This is a genomic window from Klebsiella sp. 141203 (genome assembly GCF_032601985.1).
Lineage (GTDB): Bacteria > Pseudomonadota > Gammaproteobacteria > Enterobacterales > Enterobacteriaceae > Klebsiella > Klebsiella aerogenes.
Window position 1 is genome coordinate 1,123,752 of record NZ_JAQIRL010000001.1, and the last position, 19,784, is coordinate 1,143,535.

18 protein-coding genes and 1 other annotated feature (1 of these 19 only partly in view) are annotated in these 19,784 nt (G+C 45.1%); of the genes, 9 read left to right on the top strand and 9 right to left on the bottom strand.

From position 1 onward, the window contains the following. Positions 1–55: a sequence feature (His leader region), on the top strand (it extends 68 nt beyond the left edge of the window). Between the two features lie 47 nt (positions 56–102). The 8 genes from hisG to hisIE are packed head-to-tail and all read left to right on the top strand — an operon-like array spanning position 103 to position 7,143. Beyond that, the gene (hisG, locus tag PGR29_RS05520; protein WP_045379285.1) at positions 103–1,002 is read left to right on the top strand and encodes an ATP phosphoribosyltransferase; all 900 of its coding nucleotides are present in this window, start codon (positions 103–105) and stop codon (positions 1,000–1,002) included. Positions 1,003–1,041: 39 nt separating this feature from the next. After that, a complete protein-coding gene (gene hisD, locus PGR29_RS05525) occupies positions 1,042–2,346 on the top strand; it encodes a histidinol dehydrogenase (RefSeq protein WP_316424193.1) in 1,305 nt (434 codons plus the stop codon). Continuing rightward, the gene (gene hisC, locus PGR29_RS05530; protein WP_316424194.1) at positions 2,343–3,404 is read left to right on the top strand and encodes a histidinol-phosphate transaminase; all 1,062 of its coding nucleotides are present in this window, start codon (positions 2,343–2,345) and stop codon (positions 3,402–3,404) included. The genes hisD and hisC overlap by 4 nt, the downstream gene beginning before the upstream one ends. Continuing rightward, positions 3,401–4,468, top strand: coding sequence for a bifunctional histidinol-phosphatase/imidazoleglycerol-phosphate dehydratase HisB (gene hisB / locus PGR29_RS05535; protein ID WP_087860476.1), 1,068 nt, complete (start codon positions 3,401–3,403; stop codon positions 4,466–4,468). The genes hisC and hisB overlap by 4 nt, the downstream gene beginning before the upstream one ends. Then, complete coding sequence (gene hisH / locus PGR29_RS05540; protein WP_087860475.1) at positions 4,468–5,058, top strand: imidazole glycerol phosphate synthase subunit HisH; 591 nt, start codon at positions 4,468–4,470, stop codon at positions 5,056–5,058. The genes hisB and hisH overlap by 1 nt, the downstream gene beginning before the upstream one ends. Further along, positions 5,058–5,795: a 1-(5-phosphoribosyl)-5-[(5-phosphoribosylamino)methylideneamino]imidazole-4-carboxamide isomerase gene (gene hisA / locus PGR29_RS05545; protein ID WP_213315679.1), complete on the top strand. Its 738-nt coding sequence runs from the start codon at positions 5,058–5,060 to the stop codon at positions 5,793–5,795. The genes hisH and hisA overlap by 1 nt, the downstream gene beginning before the upstream one ends. Next, on the top strand, positions 5,777–6,553 hold the full coding sequence (gene hisF / locus PGR29_RS05550; protein WP_015365818.1) for an imidazole glycerol phosphate synthase subunit HisF: 777 nt from the start codon (positions 5,777–5,779) through the stop codon (positions 6,551–6,553). The genes hisA and hisF overlap by 19 nt, the downstream gene beginning before the upstream one ends. Then, on the top strand, positions 6,547–7,143 hold the full coding sequence (gene hisIE, locus PGR29_RS05555; RefSeq protein WP_316424196.1) for a bifunctional phosphoribosyl-AMP cyclohydrolase/phosphoribosyl-ATP diphosphatase HisIE: 597 nt from the start codon (positions 6,547–6,549) through the stop codon (positions 7,141–7,143). The genes hisF and hisIE overlap by 7 nt, the downstream gene beginning before the upstream one ends. Positions 7,144–7,221: 78 nt before the next feature. Here the strand turns inward: hisIE and PGR29_RS05560 are convergent, their stop codons facing one another. After that, entirely contained in the window at positions 7,222–8,826 is a 1,605-nt protein-coding gene (locus PGR29_RS05560; protein ID WP_316424197.1) for a phosphoethanolamine transferase, read from the bottom strand. A gap of 341 nt (positions 8,827–9,167) precedes the next feature. Here PGR29_RS05560 and PGR29_RS05565 point away from each other — a divergent pair, with 341 nt between their 5' ends. Further along, entirely contained in the window at positions 9,168–10,301 is a 1,134-nt protein-coding gene (locus PGR29_RS05565; RefSeq protein WP_113373507.1) for an acyltransferase family protein, read from the top strand. Positions 10,302–10,350: 49 nt separating this feature from the next. Here PGR29_RS05565 and PGR29_RS05570 read toward each other — a convergent pair whose 3' ends face one another. The 8 genes from PGR29_RS05570 to PGR29_RS05605 all read right to left on the bottom strand — a co-directional run bounded on the left by PGR29_RS05570 (position 10,351) and on the right by PGR29_RS05605 (position 19,654). Next, positions 10,351–11,835: a glycosyltransferase gene (locus PGR29_RS05570; protein WP_271031461.1), complete on the bottom strand. Its 1,485-nt coding sequence runs from the start codon at positions 11,833–11,835 to the stop codon at positions 10,351–10,353. 4 nt (positions 11,836–11,839) lie between these two features. Further along, positions 11,840–13,009: a glycosyltransferase family 2 protein gene (locus PGR29_RS05575; protein WP_087860469.1), complete on the bottom strand. Its 1,170-nt coding sequence runs from the start codon at positions 13,007–13,009 to the stop codon at positions 11,840–11,842. Between the two features lie 166 nt (positions 13,010–13,175). Further along, positions 13,176–14,930 (bottom strand): glycosyltransferase family 2 protein, encoded by a 1,755-nt coding sequence (locus tag PGR29_RS05580; protein WP_316424198.1) that lies wholly within the window; start codon positions 14,928–14,930, stop codon positions 13,176–13,178. A gap of 23 nt (positions 14,931–14,953) precedes the next feature. Continuing rightward, a complete protein-coding gene (locus PGR29_RS05585; protein ID WP_087860467.1) occupies positions 14,954–16,090 on the bottom strand; it encodes a glycosyltransferase family 4 protein in 1,137 nt (378 codons plus the stop codon). A gap of 6 nt (positions 16,091–16,096) precedes the next feature. Next, on the bottom strand, positions 16,097–16,987 hold the full coding sequence (locus tag PGR29_RS05590; RefSeq protein WP_316424199.1) for a glycosyltransferase: 891 nt from the start codon (positions 16,985–16,987) through the stop codon (positions 16,097–16,099). After that, positions 16,984–18,135, bottom strand: coding sequence for a UDP-galactopyranose mutase (glf, locus tag PGR29_RS05595; RefSeq protein WP_113373501.1), 1,152 nt, complete (start codon positions 18,133–18,135; stop codon positions 16,984–16,986). The genes PGR29_RS05590 and glf overlap by 4 nt, the downstream gene beginning before the upstream one ends. An 11-nt stretch (positions 18,136–18,146) precedes the next feature. Beyond that, a complete protein-coding gene (locus PGR29_RS05600; RefSeq protein WP_045391802.1) occupies positions 18,147–18,887 on the bottom strand; it encodes an ABC transporter ATP-binding protein in 741 nt (246 codons plus the stop codon). Beyond that, the gene (locus PGR29_RS05605; protein ID WP_087860464.1) at positions 18,887–19,654 is read right to left on the bottom strand and encodes an ABC transporter permease; all 768 of its coding nucleotides are present in this window, start codon (positions 19,652–19,654) and stop codon (positions 18,887–18,889) included. The genes PGR29_RS05600 and PGR29_RS05605 overlap by 1 nt, the downstream gene beginning before the upstream one ends. Positions 19,655–19,784 lie beyond the last annotated feature (130 nt).

The following is a 19,784-nucleotide window of genomic DNA, read 5'->3' on the forward strand; positions in this document are numbered from 1 at the left end:
GGTGCATGAACGCAAAGAGAGCCCCCGGAAGATTCACTTCCGGGGGCTTTTTTTTGGACCGAATTCGGACAGATTCAGACAGGTATTCAGAGGAAAACAACAATGTTAGACAACACCCGTTTACGCATAGCTATTCAGAAATCCGGCCGTTTGAGTGAGGATTCACGCGAACTGCTCGGCCGCTGCGGCATTAAAGTCAACCTGCACACCCAGCGTCTGATCGCCCTTGCGGAAAACATGCCGATCGATATTCTGCGCGTTCGCGATGACGATATTCCGGGGCTGGTGATGGACGGCGTTGTCGACCTTGGAATTATCGGCGAGAACGTGCTGGAAGAAGAGCTGCTGAGCCGCCGCGCGCAGGGCGAAGACCCGCGCTATTTCACCCTGCGCCGTCTCGATTTTGGCGGATGCCGCCTGTCACTGGCGACACCGGTGGATGAAAACTGGAATGGCCCGGCGGCGCTGGACGGCAAACGCATCGCCACCTCTTACCCGCACCTGTTAAAACGCTATCTCGATCAGAAAGGTATCTCCTTTAAATCCTGTCTGCTGAACGGTTCTGTCGAAGTCGCGCCGCGCGCTGGCCTTGCCGATGCCATCTGCGATCTCGTTTCTACCGGCGCAACCCTTGAAGCCAACGGTCTGCGCGAAGTTGAAGTTATTTATCGTTCCAAAGCCTGCCTGATCCAGCGCGACGGTGAGATGGACGATGCGAAACAGCAGCTGATCGACCGTCTGCTGACCCGTATTCAGGGGGTTATCCAGGCCCGCGAATCGAAATACATCATGATGCACGCGCCGACCGAACGGCTGGAAGAAGTGGTGGCACTGCTGCCGGGCGCCGAGCGGCCAACTATTCTGCCGCTGGCGGGCGACAAACAGCGGGTAGCGATGCACATGGTCAGCAGCGAAACCCTGTTTTGGGAAACCATGGAAAAACTGAAAGCGCTGGGCGCCAGCTCCATCCTGGTGCTGCCGATCGAGAAGATGATGGAGTAATCCAGCAATCCGCATACGGGACAAACAGGGGAAATGACCATGAGCTTCACTACCATTATCGACTGGAATAGCTGCAGCGCCGCACAACAGCGACAACTATTAATGCGCCCGGCGATTTCAGCTTCCGAGAGCATCAGCAAAACGGTAGCCGGGATCCTCGGCAACGTTAAAGAGAATGGCGATGCCGCTTTACGCGAATATAGCGCCAAATTCGATAAAACCACCGTCACGGCGCTGAAAGTGTCTGACGAAGAAATTGCCGCTGCCGGCGCGCGCCTCAGCGACGAACTCAAACAAGCGATGGCGGTAGCGGTCAACAATATCGAGACCTTTCATAACGCGCAGCAGTTGCAGGTTGTCGATGTTGAAACCCAGCCCGGCGTACGCTGCCAGCAGCTTACCCGCCCTATCGCCTCTGTCGGCTTATATATTCCGGGCGGCTCGGCGCCGCTGTTTTCAACGGTGCTGATGCTGGCAACGCCAGCGCGCATTGCCGGCTGTCAGGAAGTGGTACTGTGTTCGCCGCCGCCGATTGCCGATGAAATCCTTTATGCGGCGCAGCTGTGCGGCGTGCGTAATATCTTTAACGTCGGCGGCGCGCAGGCTATCGCGGCAATGGCCTTCGGTACCGAATCGGTGGCAAAAGTCGCTAAAATCTTTGGCCCCGGCAACGCCTTCGTCACCGAGGCCAAACGCCAGGTCAGCCAGCGCCTCGACGGCGCGGCTATCGATATGCCTGCCGGCCCGTCGGAAGTTCTGGTGATCGCCGACGGCGGTGCGACGCCGGATTTCGTCGCCTCCGATTTACTCTCCCAGGCGGAACATGGCCCGGATTCCCAGGTTATCTTGCTGACCCCTGACGCCGACATGGGCTCCCGGGTCGCCGCAGCGGTTGAACGTCAGCTAGCTGCCCTGCCGCGTGCCGAAACCGCACGTGAAGCGCTTTCCGCCAGCCGTATCATTGTCGCCCGCGATCTCGCGCAATGTGTAGAGATCTCAAATCAGTACGGGCCGGAGCACCTGATTATCCAGACCCGCAACGCCCGTGAACTGGTTGACGGTATCACCAGCGCCGGTTCGGTATTCCTCGGCGACTGGTCGCCAGAATCGGCAGGTGATTACGCCTCCGGCACCAACCACGTGCTGCCAACTTATGGGTACACCGCGACCTGTTCCAGCCTCGGTCTGGCGGATTTCCAGAAACGAATGACAGTACAGGAACTGACGCGTGAAGGCTTTGCCGCCCTCGCCCCGACTATCGAGATCCTGGCTGCAGCCGAACTGCTGACCGCCCACAAAAACGCCGTGACGCTACGCGTGGCCGCCCTTAAGGAGCAAGCATGAGCATTGAAGACTTAGCCCGCGCCAATATTCGCGCGCTGACGCCGTATCAATCCGCCCGCCGTCTTGGGGGAAAAGGCGACGTGTGGCTGAACGCCAACGAATTCCCCACCGCTGTGGAATTCCAGTTGACCGAACAGACGTTAAACCGCTACCCGGAACCACAGCCGAAAGCGGTTATCGAAAACTACGCGCAATATGCTGGCGTAAAACCAGAGCAGGTACTGGTGAGCCGCGGTGCTGACGAAGGTATCGAGTTGCTGATTCGCGCCTTTTGCGAGCCGGGTGAGGACGCGGTCCTTTATTGTCCCCCAACCTACGGCATGTACAGCGTCAGCGCCGAAACCATCGGCGTTGAGTGCCGCACGGTGCCGACGCTCGCCGACTGGCAGCTCGATTTGCCTGCTATCGAAGCGAATCTCACCGGCGTGAAAGTGGTGTTTGTCTGCAGCCCAAATAATCCAACCGGGCAGATAATCAATCCACAAGATTTCCGCGCCCTGTTGGAAATGACGTGCGGTAAAGCGATCGTGGTAGCGGATGAAGCCTATATTGAGTTCTGTCCGCAGGCGTCGCTCGCCGGTTGGCTAAATGAATACCCGAACCTGGTTATCCTGCGCACCTTATCGAAGGCTTTTGCGCTGGCCGGACTGCGCTGCGGTTTTACGCTGGCTAACGCAGAGGTGATTAATGTCCTGCTGAAAGTCATCGCGCCTTATCCGCTATCGACGCCGGTCGCCGATATCGCCGCCCAGGCGCTGAGCCCGGCAGGAATCGCCGCCATGCGCGCGCGAGTAGCGCAGATCCTTGATGAACGCGCTTACCTGGTCAATGCGCTGCGCGGCATCGCCTGCGTCGAACAGGTGTTCGATTCCGAGACCAACTACCTGCTGGCGCGGATAACCGCCTCCAGCGCGGTGTTTAAATCTTTGTGGGATCAGGGCATTATCTTACGTGACCAAAATAAACAACCCTCATTAAGCGGCTGTTTGCGTATCACTATCGGTACCCGTGCAGAGAGCCAGCGCGTGATTGACGCTTTGACTGCGGAGAATGTATGACCCAGAAGTTTCTCTTTATTGACCGTGACGGTACGCTTATCTCCGAACCGCCGGTTGATTTTCAGGTAGACCGGTTTGAAAAACTGGCCTTCGAGCCGCAGGTGATCCCGGCGCTGCTTAAGCTGCAGCAGGAAGGCTACAAGCTGGTGATGATCACCAACCAGGACGGGCTTGGTACCGATAGCCTGCCGCAAAATGAGTTCGACGGCCCGCACAACCTGATGATGCAGGTCTTCTCCTCGCAGGGCGTTAACTTTGAATCCGTCCTGATCTGCCCGCACATGCCTGGCGATAACTGCGACTGCCGCAAGCCGAAGACCCAGCTGGTATTGCCGTGGCTGGAAGACGGCGTGATGGATAAAGCCCACAGTTACGTCATCGGCGATCGCGCCACTGATATAGAGTTAGCGGATAACATGGGCATCACCGGCCTGCGCTATAACAGTGAAACGCTAAACTGGCCGACCATCTGCGAACAGCTGACCCGTCGCGATCGCTACGCTCACGTTGAACGTATCACCAAAGAGACTCAGGTTGACGTTAAAGTCTGGCTGGACCGTGAAGGCGGCAGCAAGATCCACACCGGCGTTGGTTTCTTCGACCACATGCTCGATCAGATTGCCACCCACGGCGGCTTTCGCCTGGAGATTAACGTCGGCGGCGATCTTTACATCGACGATCACCACACCGTAGAAGATACCGGCCTGGCGTTAGGCGAAGCGCTGAAGCTGGCGCTGGGTGATAAGCGCGGCATTAACCGCTTTGGCTTTGTGCTGCCGATGGATGAGTGCCTGGCGCGCTGTGCGCTGGATATCTCTGGCCGTCCGCACCTCGAATATAAAGCTGACTTCACCTATCAGCGTGTCGGCGACCTGAGCACCGAGATGGTCGAACACTTCTTCCGCTCGCTCTCCTATACCATGGCGGTGACGCTGCACCTGAAAACCAAAGGTAAAAACGATCATCACCGCGTCGAGAGCCTGTTCAAAGCCTTCGGTCGTACACTGCGCCAGGCCATTCGGGTCCAGGGCGACACCTTGCCATCTTCAAAAGGGGTATTGTGATGAACGTGGTGATCCTCGATACCGGGTGCGCCAACCTCAACTCGGTGAAATCTGCGGTGAGCCGCCACGGCTATGAGCCAGTGGTCAGCCGCGAGCCGGATGTTGTTCTGCGCGCCGATAAACTTTTTCTGCCCGGCGTCGGCACAGCGCAGGCTGCGATGGATCAGCTGCGCGAACGCGAGCTCATTGACTTAATTAAAGCCTGTACCCAGCCGGTGCTGGGGATCTGTCTCGGCATGCAGTTACTCGGTGCGCGCAGCGAAGAGAATAACGGCGTTGAGTTACTGGGCATTATTGATGAAGACGTGCCGAAAATGACCGACCACGGATTGCCGCTGCCGCATATGGGATGGAACCGGGTGTATGCCAAAGCCGGCGATCGTCTGTTCCGCGGCATTGAAGAAGGCGCCTATTTCTATTTCGTCCATAGCTACGCCATGCCGGTCAATCCGTACACTATCGCCCAATGCAACTACGGCGAGGCCTTCACCGCGGCGGTACAGAAAGATAACTTCTTTGGCGTACAGTTCCACCCTGAGCGCTCAGGTAGCGCCGGTGCGCAGCTGCTGAAAAATTTCCTGGAGATGTAATGATCATTCCAGCTTTAGATTTAATTGACGGTACCGTGGTGCGCCTGCATCAGGGCGACTACGGCCAGCAGCGCGACTATGGCAACGATCCGTTACCACGCCTGCAATCCTATGCAGACCAGGGCGCGGAAGTATTGCACCTGGTTGATCTGACCGGGGCAAAAGACCCGGCAAAACGTCAGATTCCGCTGCTTAAGACCCTGGTCGCCGGCGTTACGGTACCGGTGCAGGTCGGCGGCGGCGTACGTACGGAAGAAGACGTTGCCGCACTGCTTGACGCCGGCGTGGCGCGCGTGGTGGTCGGTTCAACGGCGGTAAAATCGCCGGAGGTGGTCAAAACCTGGTTTAAACGCTTTGGCCCCGAGCATCTGGTACTGGCGCTGGACGTACGCATTGATGCCGATGGCAATAAACAGGTGGCGGTGAGCGGCTGGCAGGAAAACTCTGGCGTCACTCTGGAAGAGCTGGTGGAAAGCTATCTGCCGGTCGGCTTGCAACATGTGCTGTGTACCGATATCTCCCGCGATGGCACTCTCGCGGGTTCCAACGTCTCACTGTATGAAGAAGTCTGCGCGCGTTATCCGCAGGTGGCGTTCCAGTCTTCCGGCGGGATCGGCGGTCTCAACGATATTGCCGCGCTGCGCGGAACCGGCGTTCGCGGCGTGATCGTCGGCCGCGCGCTGCTGGAAGGTAAATTCAACGTAACGGAGGCTATCCAATGCTGGCAAAACGGATAATCCCCTGCCTCGACGTCCGCGACGGCCAGGTAGTGAAAGGCGTACAGTTCCGCAATCACGAAATTATCGGTGATATTGTGCCGCTGGCAAAACGCTATGCCGATGAAGGCGCGGATGAACTGGTGTTCTACGATATCACCGCCTCCAGCGATGGCCGGGTAGTCGATAAAAGTTGGGTTTCGCGCGTGGCGGAAGTCATTGATATTCCCTTCTGCGTCGCCGGCGGGATTAAGTCGCTGGAAGACGCGGCGCAGATCCTCTCCTTCGGCGCCGACAAAATTTCAATTAACTCGCCTGCGCTTGCGGATCCAACGTTAATCACCCGCCTCGCCGATCGCTTTGGCGTGCAGTGCATCGTGGTAGGTATCGATACCTGGTTTGATGAACAAACCGGTAAATATCACGTTAATCAGTACACCGGCGATGAGAGCCGGACTCGCGTCACCCAATGGGAGACGCTGGATTGGGTGCAGGAAGTACAAAAGCGCGGAGCAGGAGAAATCGTCCTCAACATGATGAACCAGGACGGCGTGCGCAACGGTTACGATCTGGATCAGCTCAGAAAGGTCCGTGAAGTATGTAACGTTCCGTTAATTGCCTCCGGCGGCGCCGGAACCATGGAGCACTTCCTTGAGGCCTTCCGCGACGCCAACGTCGATGGCGCCCTCGCCGCTTCCGTGTTCCATAAACAGATTATTAATATTGGCGAATTAAAAACGTTCCTGGCAGCCCAGGGCGTGGAGATCAGGGTATGTTGAGTGAACAGCTCGATTGGCAAAAAACCGACGGCATGATGCCGGCCATCATACAGCACGCTGAATCTGGCGAAGTGTTAATGCTGGGATATATGAATGAAGACGCGCTGGCGAAAACGCAAGAAAGCGGCAAAGTGACCTTCTACTCGCGCACCAAACAGCGCCTGTGGACAAAGGGTGAAACCTCCGGCAACTTTCTTAATGTGGTCAGCATTACCCCCGATTGCGATAACGATACCCTATTAGTGTTGGTCAACCCGATAGGCCCGACCTGCCACAAAGGGACTTCAAGCTGCTTTGGGGAAACCGGACACCGATGGCTGTTCCTCTATCAACTGGAACAACTGCTGGCCGAACGCAAACATGCTGACCCGGAGAGCTCATACACCGCGAAACTGTATGCCAGCGGCACCAAACGTATTGCGCAAAAAGTAGGTGAAGAAGGCGTGGAGACCGCGCTTGCAGCAACGGTGCATGATACGTTTGAGCTGAAGAATGAGGCTTCTGACCTGATGTATCACCTGCTGGTGCTGCTGCAGGATCAGGGACTGAATTTAGGGGAAGTGATCGATAATCTTAAGTCTCGACATTAGTAAAACATTACCTGCATAAAATAGACTCTGGTTTAATGTGATGACCATTTAAACCAGAGTCAATGTTTTAACCGTCTATTAAGGATGTTGCGGTAAGGGCACATCCCTTAATTCAGAGAAACGAATAGCGTCTTCTTTTTCATTCAGCACAAAATCAGAATTTTTTACCGCGTCTTTCATATGCTCATCAGAAACAGCATAGCCCATCATTTCTAACACTAGAAATTTGGTTAAATCAGATGAGAAGTAGTGGTTGTTGCTGCGCAATTTTTCAGCCTTCGCACACCAGGAGGTATCATTCATCAACAATGGAATTTTATACATCTCATTATCGCTGGATGGGAAACCATGCCCCTGACCAACAACTTCCCCATGGTCTGATACATAAACTAACTTGTAATCTTTAAGATAGGTATCAGCAAGGGTAAAAATACTCTTTAAGGTATCATCGACGCTATAAATAGACGCATCATAGTCATCAACCATTGGGTTGTCCTCTTCCCCTCTACGGTCAGAATAAGGCAAATGGTTACCCATCAAATGAATGACGTAAAAATTTCTCTCTTGCGATTGCTTAAAATAATGCTTGATTGCCGGTAATAACTTTTCATCCTGCCCCTCGTTAACTGGGAAACGGGTATTATTATCTTCCGGAGTTTGCAGTACTTCAGCATATTTTGCCAGATAACCGAAAGGCTTGTTCCACATGTTGTTTTGCATCTGAGAGTCGAACCAGTACGTGTGATAGCCCTGCAATTGTGCCATCTCGATAAGATTCTTAAATTTAAACAAGTTGCCACGCTGCAAGGGCGTTTCAAAAGAAACCAGCATCGGTACTGCAAGTCGTGTTTGCGCAGCCGGTGAGTGAACGTTATTAACGACACATATTTGTCCATCTCTATCCATCTGCGATAAGTTTGGCGTAGTATCTTTTCCATAGCCATAAATGCCATAGCGCCCAGGGTTCGATGATTCGCCGATGACATAAATAATGTTCTTTCTACCTTCCGTCTCTTTTTTAATATAAGCAGGATATTCTTTATGCTCTATTTTTTTGTATTTAACATCATCAACTATATTTTCAGCGATAATCGACACTGAGGAAACAAGAGGTCCAAAAAAAATCTTGTACTGATCGATGTATGGCTGCGAAATAAAAGTTGGTGAATATTCGAGATTGTTCATAAAGAATTTTGTACCCCAAAAACTAACACCATCGATCACGGGCTTTGAAAGAATAAGAATAAGACTAATAGTCAAAACAACACGCTCTTTAACAGAGTAGCGTGCCTTCGGTATTTTAATCGATAACAGTGAGAGCGCAAAAAGTATGAAAAGGAAACCCACAAGGAATTTGAGACCAAACGTTTGCACTGTACCTAATGAAACGGATAGGCCTACCCCGAAGGTTGACATAACCATACTGGTAGATAGTCCACCATATTTTTGATAGATAAAATAAGTCAGGAATGTGATCAATGAAACAAAAACAACCAGACTATTTCTAATTATTTTATTACGAATACAAAAAATCAAACGCAAGAAAATAAAGACAGAGAAAAAAGTGGTAAAAAATATGTTTGTAGGTTCAAACCAACACAACACAAGGGACAGAAAAAACAGTATAAAATATAAAAAACGTCTGGTTTTTAAATACTCTAAACATCTAAAAAAAGCGCTCATGCAAACTCCGAAATAAAGCAACTTATTATTGTGCATTGTAATGTTGCTATTTTAACACACTGAATCTCACTGACAAATATCACTCCATTGATCCTGGATAATGAAAGCGTTTAAAAATAATTTATTCGGCATGATGGGAACTGCACTCCGGGCTTAATTTCACATACTTAAGCAAATTTAATGTTAAATCCACAATCGTGAAACCGATCACAACAACAAAAAAATAACTATCAGTTAACATCAGTGTGGTAATATAAACAAATACCGTCAGGTTCTCCTACTTGACGCGTTGATTATGGAATCACAACAAAAATAAAGCCAAACAGGCTACGGGGTCTCACTTGCAACATTATAAACATCTCGACGGACTCCGCGGAGTCGCGTCGCTTGTCGTCGTGCTTTACCATATGGATGTATTTATGGGGGTGCTGGTATCGCCAAATGGATTATATTCGCAAAACTCAGTATGGTGGCAGATATATCGAAGAATATTGGATGGGAACTTCTCAGTTTGTCTATTTTTCGTGATGAGTGGCTATGTGTTGCTCATTGGCTTTTATAAGCGGCAAAACGACATTTCTTATCTTAAAGAAAGTTTTATAAAAAGATACTTTAGACTTACCCCACTGGTACTCGCTTCAGTCATTCTGGCTGTTGTTTTACAAAATACGATTGGTTTCCATAATGTCGACATGGCGGCGATCGTAGGTGGACACGAGTGGTTAAAATCTAACTATCAATCAGAACTCACACTAACTGGCGCTATATACAATGGTCTGTATTCTGCTTACATAGGTGATACATCCTATAATGGCCCCCTCTGGACGATTAAAATAGAGTTAATGGGATCACTCTTTTTGTATCTCTATGCCGCATTATTTTTTGTCAAAAAAAAAGGTGCCCACATCATTATATCAGCAATACTTATCTATCTGATTGAACCGACACTTGGCTGCTATTTGATACTATTTATCATTGGCGGTACTATTTTGGTATATAACATAAAGCTTGAACCTAAGTTTTTTCTTCCAGCCAGTATATTGACAATTGTTCTTGCAACAGAAAATCCGTGGACAATTGAAATTAACTTCTTAAATGAACTCACTGGTTTTAGTAAAGAAGGTTTAGCCACATTCTGTCATTCAATCGCAGCAGTAGTTTTATTATTAATAGCAAATACATCATCAATACTTTCAAATTATCTGTCCAGACCTGTATTTACTTTTTTGGGTAAGATATCATTTTCCTTATATGTGTTTCATATCCCTATTATCATGAGTATTGGAACGGCATTATTTGTTTATTTACATGATGCAGGTATTACTAACCAATTTGCCAGTATAATAAGCACATTAGTCAGTTTATTATGTTGCGTGCTTATCTCATGGCTGGGCTATACATTTGTTGATAAACCTTCAACCAAAATCGCATCCTTAGTTGGCGACAAGTTGAATATGAGAGCCAGCGAATTGTAAAAAAAAGCCGCGAAAGAAATCTTTCGCGGCTTTTAGTAAAACAGAAAAGTTAAAATGTTTTAGCTTTTAGTAGCTTTAAATAAAACATAAATCTTTCTCTTCCTTTATTTTTGGCTATTACCAGCATATCAAATTTTGACAGAATCTTTTTGGATACGAAAATTTGTGCCAGGACCTGTTTAAAATACTCATCCTTGAATTTGGCTTCAATCACACTCCACGCCCAGAAATGGACATCGAGTTCTAACTCAAATAATTTACGTTCTTCATCATAGTTGAACGTATCTGAGTTACGACTGTAGATCCAATCAAAAATAGGGAAATGAACATAAAGTCGGTCATCCCGCACAGAAATATCCTGACCTAAGCGCCCTTGACGATAATAGTAATAATCAAAAGGTATATTAGCAATAATCTTAGCGTTTAAAAAAGTCTCGAACTGGAAAGGTAAATCATCAAACCGGCGAATATGCTCAGGGAAAGAAATGCCTTTGTTTTTCAGCATGTCGGCAGAGTAAATACGACGCCACATCGTTGGGCGTTCGCGTAACAAATCCAGGCGAGTGAGATTGATGTCCAGTGGGAACTTGACTATTTCACCAGTCTCGTAAGCTTCTTTATAACCACACTGGGAAATATCAGCATTTTTCATCACCGCGGCACGGAACAAATCTTCATACATCTGAAGATCGCACCAATCATCACCGTCAACAAAACCAATATATTGACCTTTGGCCTGGCTAACGCCGGCATTTCGCGCTGTCGCGCAACCACCGTTTACTTTATGGATGACTTTCACTCTACCTGGGTATTTCGCCGCCCAGGCGTCAGCTTTCTCACCGGAATCATCCGGCGTACCATCATCGACGACTAAAATCTCAATATTCTCAATTGACTGATTTGCCAGTGACTCTATGCACTGGTCGATATAGGCGCTGATATTATATGCAGGTACGACGACTGAAACTTCATACTCATACTTCTGGCGGCTACCCGTAAGAGGTTGGTGTTGATCCTGGATACGCCAGTAAAAAGTATCCGCCGCACGCGCGCATTGGCGATAAACAATCAATGGATCAATATCATATTGGTTGAATTCACCACAAATATGGTCAAGTTTCCACTGCGCAGTGACATATTCCAAAGCTGCCCGACTAAAGGCCGGAAGAGAAATACGTACACTAACGTGCCGCTCTCCAATCAATTCATTAATTTCGGGGTTCGAGAAATTATCAAACAGGTAGACACGATCTTTCAGTTCAGGGTTTTTGTTTAATAGTTCCTGAATACGCTTAAATTTGCTTGCATTAGATTCAACAACAATAATCGCGCGCGGCTTGCTGTTATAAAATGCGACCAGAATTTCAAGACCAGTATAAGTCCCCACAAAAGCCAGAACATCACTTTCGCAAGAAAAGAAATCTACGCCAAAAAAACTGCGCTCGATAATATGCTTATGTTGTGCTAGCTCATCATGGCTAATTGCTGAAGGTAGTTTATTTAGATATGCATTCAATTGTGTTCTATTGATCATTTTGTTAACCCACTACCCGTTTTCCGAACTTGTTTTTTGCAAAACGCAAAGCTTTTTTGAAGATCAATTTATTGACATCAATGTTTGCAGTTGAAATAGCCTTCAACAATTTAAATTTTGTTGACAGCGTTTGCTTACCAGTACTGTACTCAGTGAGGAAATCCGTAGCACCATTGAAAAACGCCAACATGAGAATGAACTCTCTGTTACGTTCCGCAAAGCCTAAGGATGTTTTTAAACGCGAACGCACAACCGGATTCGATGCCGAAAATAGATCCACACCTTGCTGGAAGTAACGCCGTCTGTCGCTCAGAGTTGTATATCGTCCACACCAGAAAATCATTTTGAATATTAGCGACATCACACAATATTGCTGATAAGCATTGAGGCCCGTAACTTCAGGCTTTTGCAATAACTCTTTCGCTGTCTTAATGATATCAAATCGCTTTTCGCTTTTTTGATCTGTAATCTTCCCTTCGCGATTAACTCGGTAAAAATAGCCGACAGTATCTATCATACCAATTTTTGTTGCGTTAACCAGACTTACAATATGCGGGGTAACATCTTCAAAATGAATACCCACTGGGAAGATAGTTATATACTTGTCAAAAAACTCTTTCTTAAGGATACGGTTGTTCGTATTTGGTTCAAGGCTGAGAATTTGCGGATATGCTGCAATATTAACAGTCTTCTTAAGTTCACCGCCTAAAATATAATCCCACGTCGCCGCATCATAGAATGGGTAGGAGTCTTTAGTTTGGTTGTCATACACGTATGAACGATATAATACAATATCAAGATCGTCAGACTCAGCAAACTTCAGCGAATCCAGAACAGCTTTTTCATTTAACCAATCATCGCTATCGCAGAAAGAAATATATTGGCCATTCGCATAGCGTAAGGCCGTGTTTCTGGCCTCTGATAGTCCTTTATTTTCCTGCGATATGAAAACTGCATTACCTTTATAGGTATCAAGCCACTGCTGAACAACTTCGACACTATTGTCAGTACTACCATCATTTACAATGATAATTTCTATTTGATCATTACCATTTTTATCAAATGAAGATAAAGTCTTCTCCACAAAACCAGAGGTATTATAGACTGGTACAATAATAGACAATTTTGGTATAACCTTCGATTGTCGAGTATCACAAACTATCATGTCGCTCATTACTGTCTCTTGTATGAATATATTTAACTTCAGGCTAGTTTTTATAACCTAACCAAATCAAAATTTATATCTTTCGTATAAATATAACTCTGATTCTTACCCGTAAGAAGAAATAATTAACTGTAACAACATTATCATTAAGAATAAAGACCAAAGCAGTCAATATTTAAATAAAGTATTTCTTCCAAAAAGTCTCAGATGTAAAGTATGAAATCTTATTTCCATACTCTTCTGCAACAGCATTATAAGTAAAGTACCCTTTGCTAATGACCCATAGTGTTTTAATTATCAATCTAGCGCAGCGTAATTTATTTTGTTTCAGTACGATAAAACTACCGTCAGTAGTTTCATAGTAAACTTCAGTATTCAAAAAAACCTGTTTTGTCGGATGAATTTCTGTGTTCGGTATTCGTACACTATTTCCAGACGTGATAAAGTTAGGAACCAAATGACCATTAAGAAGAAACAGCCTGAGTATCTTAGCCCATTTAGGCTCAGGTCCATTACGGTCCGTTCTTTTCACGGCCTTGCCATCCGCTACTTCTCCAGGGCGTTCATCTTTCGACAACTCACTAATCCGTCTACGAGCTTTTTCAGCATCAGGATCGTCAATCCAAAAATCACCACCTTTCATCACATCTAAATAAGCTTCGATGATAGCCTCGGCCGAAGAATATCGGTAGGAAAAGCATAGTAAAAGCACTTTTGCTAATATCCAAAAAGCTATCTGTCTTCTTTTCTTTGGCGACGGGTATACAAACGCCGGGACCAGCAACCCTCTGACGCTTAAATATTCAACTAATGCACTATATTTTTGATTAAAATTCATCTGCCATGATGCAATGCCATTGAGAGTCACGATCGGGTAGGCGTGCATTACCCCGAATAAAATGTCATCGCCACGGACAAAGAATGGAAAAGCATAGTGTTTTGCCGCTGATACTTTAAAAGCGCAGAACCACCATGCGGCATAATTGGCCTGTCCGTCCTCTTGATTAAACACATCAAGCCCGCCTGGTGTTGAAACATCAACACCGTTTTTTAAGGGCCGCATTCGTATCTGCTTGTAAGGATAAATAGCGCCGGCCTCGTATACTGTCTGGGGTTTATCCTCATATAGCATACTGCCTGCAATCATCTGTTCATCGTTTTTTGAAAAACACATGAACCAATATGCTCTTTTGATACTTTCAATTTCACAGGATGCGTCATCATCCATAAAGATACAATAAGTTTCTTTATTGTTCTTTTTCACCTCAAATAAACCGCGGGTGAAACCACCGGCCCCCCCCATGTTTTTATTTTTTATATAGGTAACATTAGGTCCTGGTTCTAAATCTAAATTGCACCCATTATCTATAACATATACATGAAATTTTGACTGACCGACACTATCGGCAAATAAGTTCTCCTCAAATCTCGACAATGTCGATAATAATGCTGCCTGTCGATTATAAGTAGTGATGACAATCGCTAACTTACCAAAATCCTCTACTGCCCCATATGTAGTAAAAGAAAAACATCTGATTTCACTATCATCAATTGACGACCAGTAAAAATAAAGCCTACCGTCAAGACATTCACTTAATTCTAGATTATCTATTGTGACTGCCCCTTCAACTTCGCGCTGAAAGACTTTCTTTAATACATCATGGTTTTTGAAGAAAATAGTGGCAATACCTCTACCAACAACATCAATTTTAAAACCAAGCTGATTAACCGTTGTGTATTTAGACCATTTTTGGAGATCAAATGAATTATAAAAAGTATCAAAACAAACTTCTTGATTTTTAAATACCCTAACGTACCCTGCATCATTAACACATGTAGATACATTATCAGATAAAAAATACAGAGCGCTAATTTCACGGTGGTGTATATCAGGGAATACTGATGACTGTAACGAAATACTATTATTCATAGACCTAACCGTATCTTTATTTTTCAGCGCTGGAACAGTTCTTCATATACTTGTAATGTTTTATCAATAACAATTTCTGATGTATAATGATTGACAATATTTTCCCTGGCATTGATACCCATTTTCTGTCTGTCATCATCTTCATTTATCAATGCTTTAATTCTCGCGGCCAGTTCTTTGACATTTTTGCGTTCAACTATATAACCATTATAGCCGTCTTTAATTAGTGAGTTACACCCACCATTATCATAGACAACACAAGCTCTACCCACGGCACCAGCCTCAAGCAGAATTCGTGGTACACCTTCGGGATATACAGAAGGAAGAGCAACAATATTTGCCCCAGCAATCAATTCTCTAATATCATCTCGAGTACCTAACCAGACAATATCTCCCGCTGCGTGCCATTTTTCTATTTGCCCCAAGGTAATTCCATCGTCGTCATTCTCAACGATAATACCTGCTACGTGGATGGTACAATCTATCCCTTCTAACTTTAGGATTCTTTTCGCCTTAATGAGGTCAAGTAATCCTTTACTGTGTAGCATGCGGCTGGCAAAAAGTATTGTTCCATGTGTCAATTTCGGCTCTTGCTGGTAAGAAAAATAACTGGTATTAACACCAGCGCCGTCAATGACCTTTGCCTTCTCCTCTTTGATTCCTAGCAGAGAAAGTATTTTTCTTTTATCTTCTCGGTGTTCAAATATGATTTTACAATCGACATTTGAGAACAAGTATCGATACAATCTAAGCACCAGCCAACGTAATATTTTAAAAATGAGTTGCTCACTTTCAAATACCCGCCCTAAACCTACAAAACTATAAACAAGTTTAGTTTTATGATATTTTGCCCACAGGCAACTTATAATACCGGGTTTAATCGTAATACAATGAAGGATATCAGGATTAATCGTTTTCAATATCTTCGAGGCATTTAAAAAGCCTTTGATAAAAGCAAATGGATTGATGCTTTTCTCATTAATTTGACTATTGATACAGTGAAATCCTAATGCAGAAAGTCTATCTGAAATTGCATCATCTAAAAAATTAGCAACAACATAGACATCATATCCATTATCTAAAGCAGCAATTCCTCTTTCTAGCCAATGAAGCTCAAAATACCAGGCAGAGTTTACAAAATAGCATAACTTCTTCTTCATAGCGGATTATGCACCTCTACCTTTTGGCTTCCAGAAACCATCCTTGATTCCATTATAGACATTAATCATACATTCTTTCCGCTTGTCATGTTTCAATGCTGTGAATATATACTTCAATAATCTTAATGAAACATCAAACAAGGTGAAAGGCGAATCATCCTGGAATATTTTACGGGACAAGATAAGGTTTCTGCTTAAATAATATAATTTCCATGGCGCAATTAATTTATTCGTAGTATCAATATCATGGACAATACATAATTCAGGAAGGTATATAATAGGTGTATGCTGTAGAACCAGATGATGACCAAAGTAAACATCGTCATAATAGATAAAAAGCTCATCATATATAAACGATATAGATTTCTTTAGTGTTTCCTGACTAATCAACATCCCTACAAATGAAACACTCACCACGGTCTCTTGTTTATGGCCGTCAGGAATAAAACGTGCAGGATTAGTTCTGTAAGCTATATTACCCAAAATGCCATTAGGAATTTTCTTCCAGGGTATATTCATTTTACAGTAATTGCCTGAAGTATCCACCACCGTGCAGACATAAACATTTTCAATTGATAGGTCAAGGGTCTGAAACGCAACGCCAAAATTATGATTCGGATATGCATCGTCATCGTAAAACAGAACCCAATCAGTGTTCAAATTTTGCGTTATCCATTGCGCTCCGTATTTAAAACCGCCAGCCCCACCATCATTCACCTCTCGATGTAAAACTTTAACTCGCTCATCGCAAACAGAATCAAGATAGGCTTGAGTATCATCGGTTGATGCATTGTTAACCACAACTATATACTGAAAAGGCAACGCCAGCGTTGCCTCAATTGTTGTTTTTAACTTTTCTAACCGATTATAAGTGACGATTAGAGCAGCTACATTCATCTGACTTTAACCGTAAATACAGGCATCACTGAATTCTGTTCTAATGACTTAAGATAAGTTCTTCCCGTTTCCAGAGCTTCAGCAATAGTTACGTCCATATCAAGATAGCGGTATGTCCCCAGACGACCAACAAAGGTAATATTTGCTTCTTTTTCAGCGCGATCGAGATAATTTTGCAGCATGGCCATCTCACCTACCTGTCGAATTGGGTAGTATGGAATATCCTCAGGCTCACATGCTCGACTAAATTCGCGGTAGCAGATTGATTTCTCGTGACTCTCCCATGGAGCAAAGTATTTATGCTCAGTAATACGGGTGTAAGGTACTTTTTGCTCACCATAATTCATTACCGCACATCCCTGATAATCACCTTCGGTTCGGAAAGCATCGAAATCCAGGGTACGATAGCCCAGGCGCCCCATATCGTATTTATAAAAACCATCCAGCGCGCCACTATAAAATACATGATCATATTCGCCACGAGTGGTCTCATCATACTGGGTGTTTAAAGCCACAGTAATATTTTTGTGATCTAATATCTTATCAACGATTACCGTATAGCCGTCTTTTGGCATTCCCTGATATTTATGATTAAAGTAGTTATCATCATAATTGAATCGTACAGGCAGACGCTTAAGAATTGAAGCCGGGAGCTCCGACGGAGACATTCCCCACTGTTTGATGGTGTAACCTTTAAAAAAGGCTTCATATAGTTCTTTGCCGACAAAACGCAGTGCCTGCTCTTCAAATGTTGCAGGTTCTTCTATCGTTTTATCACTCTTCTCATCAATTAATTTACGCGCTTCGGTTGGGGAGCACGTAGTATGGAAGAACTGATTAATTGTGTGTAAGTTGATTGGTAAGGAAAAGACTTGCCCATTGACCGTCGTCTTCACCCGGTTCACATACGGCATCATTTCCGTGTATTGGTTGATGTACTCCCAAACTTCAGCATTGTCAGTATGGAAAATATGAGGGCCATAAGTATGAACCATAACATTGGTTTCACTATCCCGCTCACTATAGCAGTTACCAGCAACATGCGGCCGGCTGTCAATAATCGTCACCTGATGACCAGCTTCAGCCAATAAGCGACCAATAACCGCGCCTGAAAATCCTGCGCCGACAATAAGTACATTCTTCTGCATTAGTTTTTCCATCAAGCCATTGAGGCTACATATTCATCAACAATTGAGCTTGCCTCACCGATCGCTTTCAACCGATGATTTTCAACCCACACAACTTTATCGCAAATCTGCATGACATCTTTCATGCTGTGGCTAACAAACAGGATTGTTACCCCACGTTTTCTGAACTCATTGATTGTTTCAATGCATTTGCGTTGAAATGCGATATCACCAACCGCAAGGACTTCGTCGATAATCAATACATCTGGATCAACCTGACTAATTACTGAAAAGCCCAGTTTCGCCAGCATGCCACTGGAGTATACGCGAATAGGCTCATCAATAAACTCGCCTAGCTCTGAGAACTCGATAATTTTATCAAGCCGCTTGTTTACTTCTGCTCTGCGTAACCCCAGTAAGGTGGCATTAAGTTTGATATTTTCGCGCCCGGTCAGTTCCGGATGAAAACCGCCTCCCAACTCCAGCATCGAAGCCACGCGTCCGACAACTTTAACCTCGCCCTTACTTGGCTTTAGCACACCAGCAACGAGACCAAGGGTAGTACTTTTGCCTGCGCCATTGCGTCCAATCAATGCAACTGATTCACCCTTATTAACGGTGAATGACACGTTTTCGATCGCCAGATATTTGCGACCTTTTAGCAAATTAAAGGCCCGACGCGGATGAAAAAACAGATCTTTAATGCCAGAGCCAATATGATGATATAGAGGATACTCTTTTGTTACATTGCAAAATTCAATAACAGCTGTCATCACAAAATCTCTGCAAATCGATATTTTAATTTATTAAAGACCCACACCCCTAGCAGCAATACAACCATGCCTGATGAGTATAGATAAGTGATATGCACATAATCCAGGTTGCCATTCATAAGCAGATCTCGCCAGGCCATAATCATGCTAGCCAGTGGATTATAATCAATGATCCAGGTAAATTGTTGCGGGATCATATCGGAATTATAGAGTATCGGGGTACAGTAGAACATCAACATAATACCTAAAGCGACAAATCGCTCCAGGTCACGGAAAAACAAATTTAGCGTTGAGAAAATTAGAGCAAATCCAAATGTAAAAATAATTTGACCGATCGCCAGTAGCGGAATGCCCCAGAACCAACTAAGCGATGGCGACATACCATAAATATAAAGAAATACTGCAATTACAGGAATTGTACACAAGAAATGTAACCCTTCCATCATTACATTGCTCAAAGGGATAACCGAGCGTGGAAATACTGTTTTCTTAATAATCTGCGCGTTGGAGATAAATGAATACAATGAATTGGTTGCTGAACTTGCAAACCATTGCCATGGGAACAATCCAGTGATTAGAAAAACGGTATAATTTGGAATTTGTACTCTCATTACCATTTTAAAAATAAAATAGTAAATCATCGCAAATAATAAAGGGTTTGCAATAGACCATAAATATCCAAAGATGCTACTTTTATAGCGAACTTTTAAATCTTTATTAGTTATCACAACAAGTAGATCAAATAAATATCCTAATTTAAACTTCATTATTTGCACTCATTTTTTTGAAATCGACCACGCAACCATACTCACCTTTATTACCTCGGAGAAAATAGTGCATAGCTATAATATCAACATAATTATTATATAGTCACCAAAAGCGGCCGTTGCCTTTTAA

Bases quoted from the DNA above. Each gene is read 5' to 3' on its own strand.
- hisG (WP_045379285.1), top strand. From the start codon at position 103: ATGTTAGACAACACCCGTTTACGCATAGCTATTCAGAAATCCGGCCGT.
- hisD (WP_316424193.1), top strand. From the start codon at position 1,042: ATGAGCTTCACTACCATTATCGACTGGAATAGCTGCAGCGCCGCACAA.
- hisC (WP_316424194.1), top strand. From the start codon at position 2,343: ATGAGCATTGAAGACTTAGCCCGCGCCAATATTCGCGCGCTGACGCCG.
- hisB (WP_087860476.1), top strand. From the start codon at position 3,401: ATGACCCAGAAGTTTCTCTTTATTGACCGTGACGGTACGCTTATCTCC.
- hisH (WP_087860475.1), top strand. From the start codon at position 4,468: ATGAACGTGGTGATCCTCGATACCGGGTGCGCCAACCTCAACTCGGTG.
- hisA (WP_213315679.1), top strand. From the start codon at position 5,058: ATGATCATTCCAGCTTTAGATTTAATTGACGGTACCGTGGTGCGCCTG.
- hisF (WP_015365818.1), top strand. From the start codon at position 5,777: ATGCTGGCAAAACGGATAATCCCCTGCCTCGACGTCCGCGACGGCCAG.
- hisIE (WP_316424196.1), top strand. From the start codon at position 6,547: ATGTTGAGTGAACAGCTCGATTGGCAAAAAACCGACGGCATGATGCCG.
- PGR29_RS05560 (WP_316424197.1), bottom strand. From the start codon at position 8,826: ATGAGCGCTTTTTTTAGATGTTTAGAGTATTTAAAAACCAGACGTTTT.
- PGR29_RS05570 (WP_271031461.1), bottom strand. From the start codon at position 11,835: ATGATCAATAGAACACAATTGAATGCATATCTAAATAAACTACCTTCA.
- PGR29_RS05575 (WP_087860469.1), bottom strand. From the start codon at position 13,009: ATGAGCGACATGATAGTTTGTGATACTCGACAATCGAAGGTTATACCA.
- PGR29_RS05580 (WP_316424198.1), bottom strand. From the start codon at position 14,930: ATGAATAATAGTATTTCGTTACAGTCATCAGTATTCCCTGATATACAC.
- PGR29_RS05585 (WP_087860467.1), bottom strand. From the start codon at position 16,090: ATGAAGAAGAAGTTATGCTATTTTGTAAACTCTGCCTGGTATTTTGAG.
- PGR29_RS05590 (WP_316424199.1), bottom strand. From the start codon at position 16,987: ATGAATGTAGCTGCTCTAATCGTCACTTATAATCGGTTAGAAAAGTTA.
- glf (WP_113373501.1), bottom strand. From the start codon at position 18,135: ATGCAGAAGAATGTACTTATTGTCGGCGCAGGATTTTCAGGCGCGGTT.
- PGR29_RS05600 (WP_045391802.1), bottom strand. From the start codon at position 18,887: ATGACAGCTGTTATTGAATTTTGCAATGTAACAAAAGAGTATCCTCTA.
- PGR29_RS05605 (WP_087860464.1), bottom strand. From the start codon at position 19,654: ATGAAGTTTAAATTAGGATATTTATTTGATCTACTTGTTGTGATAACT.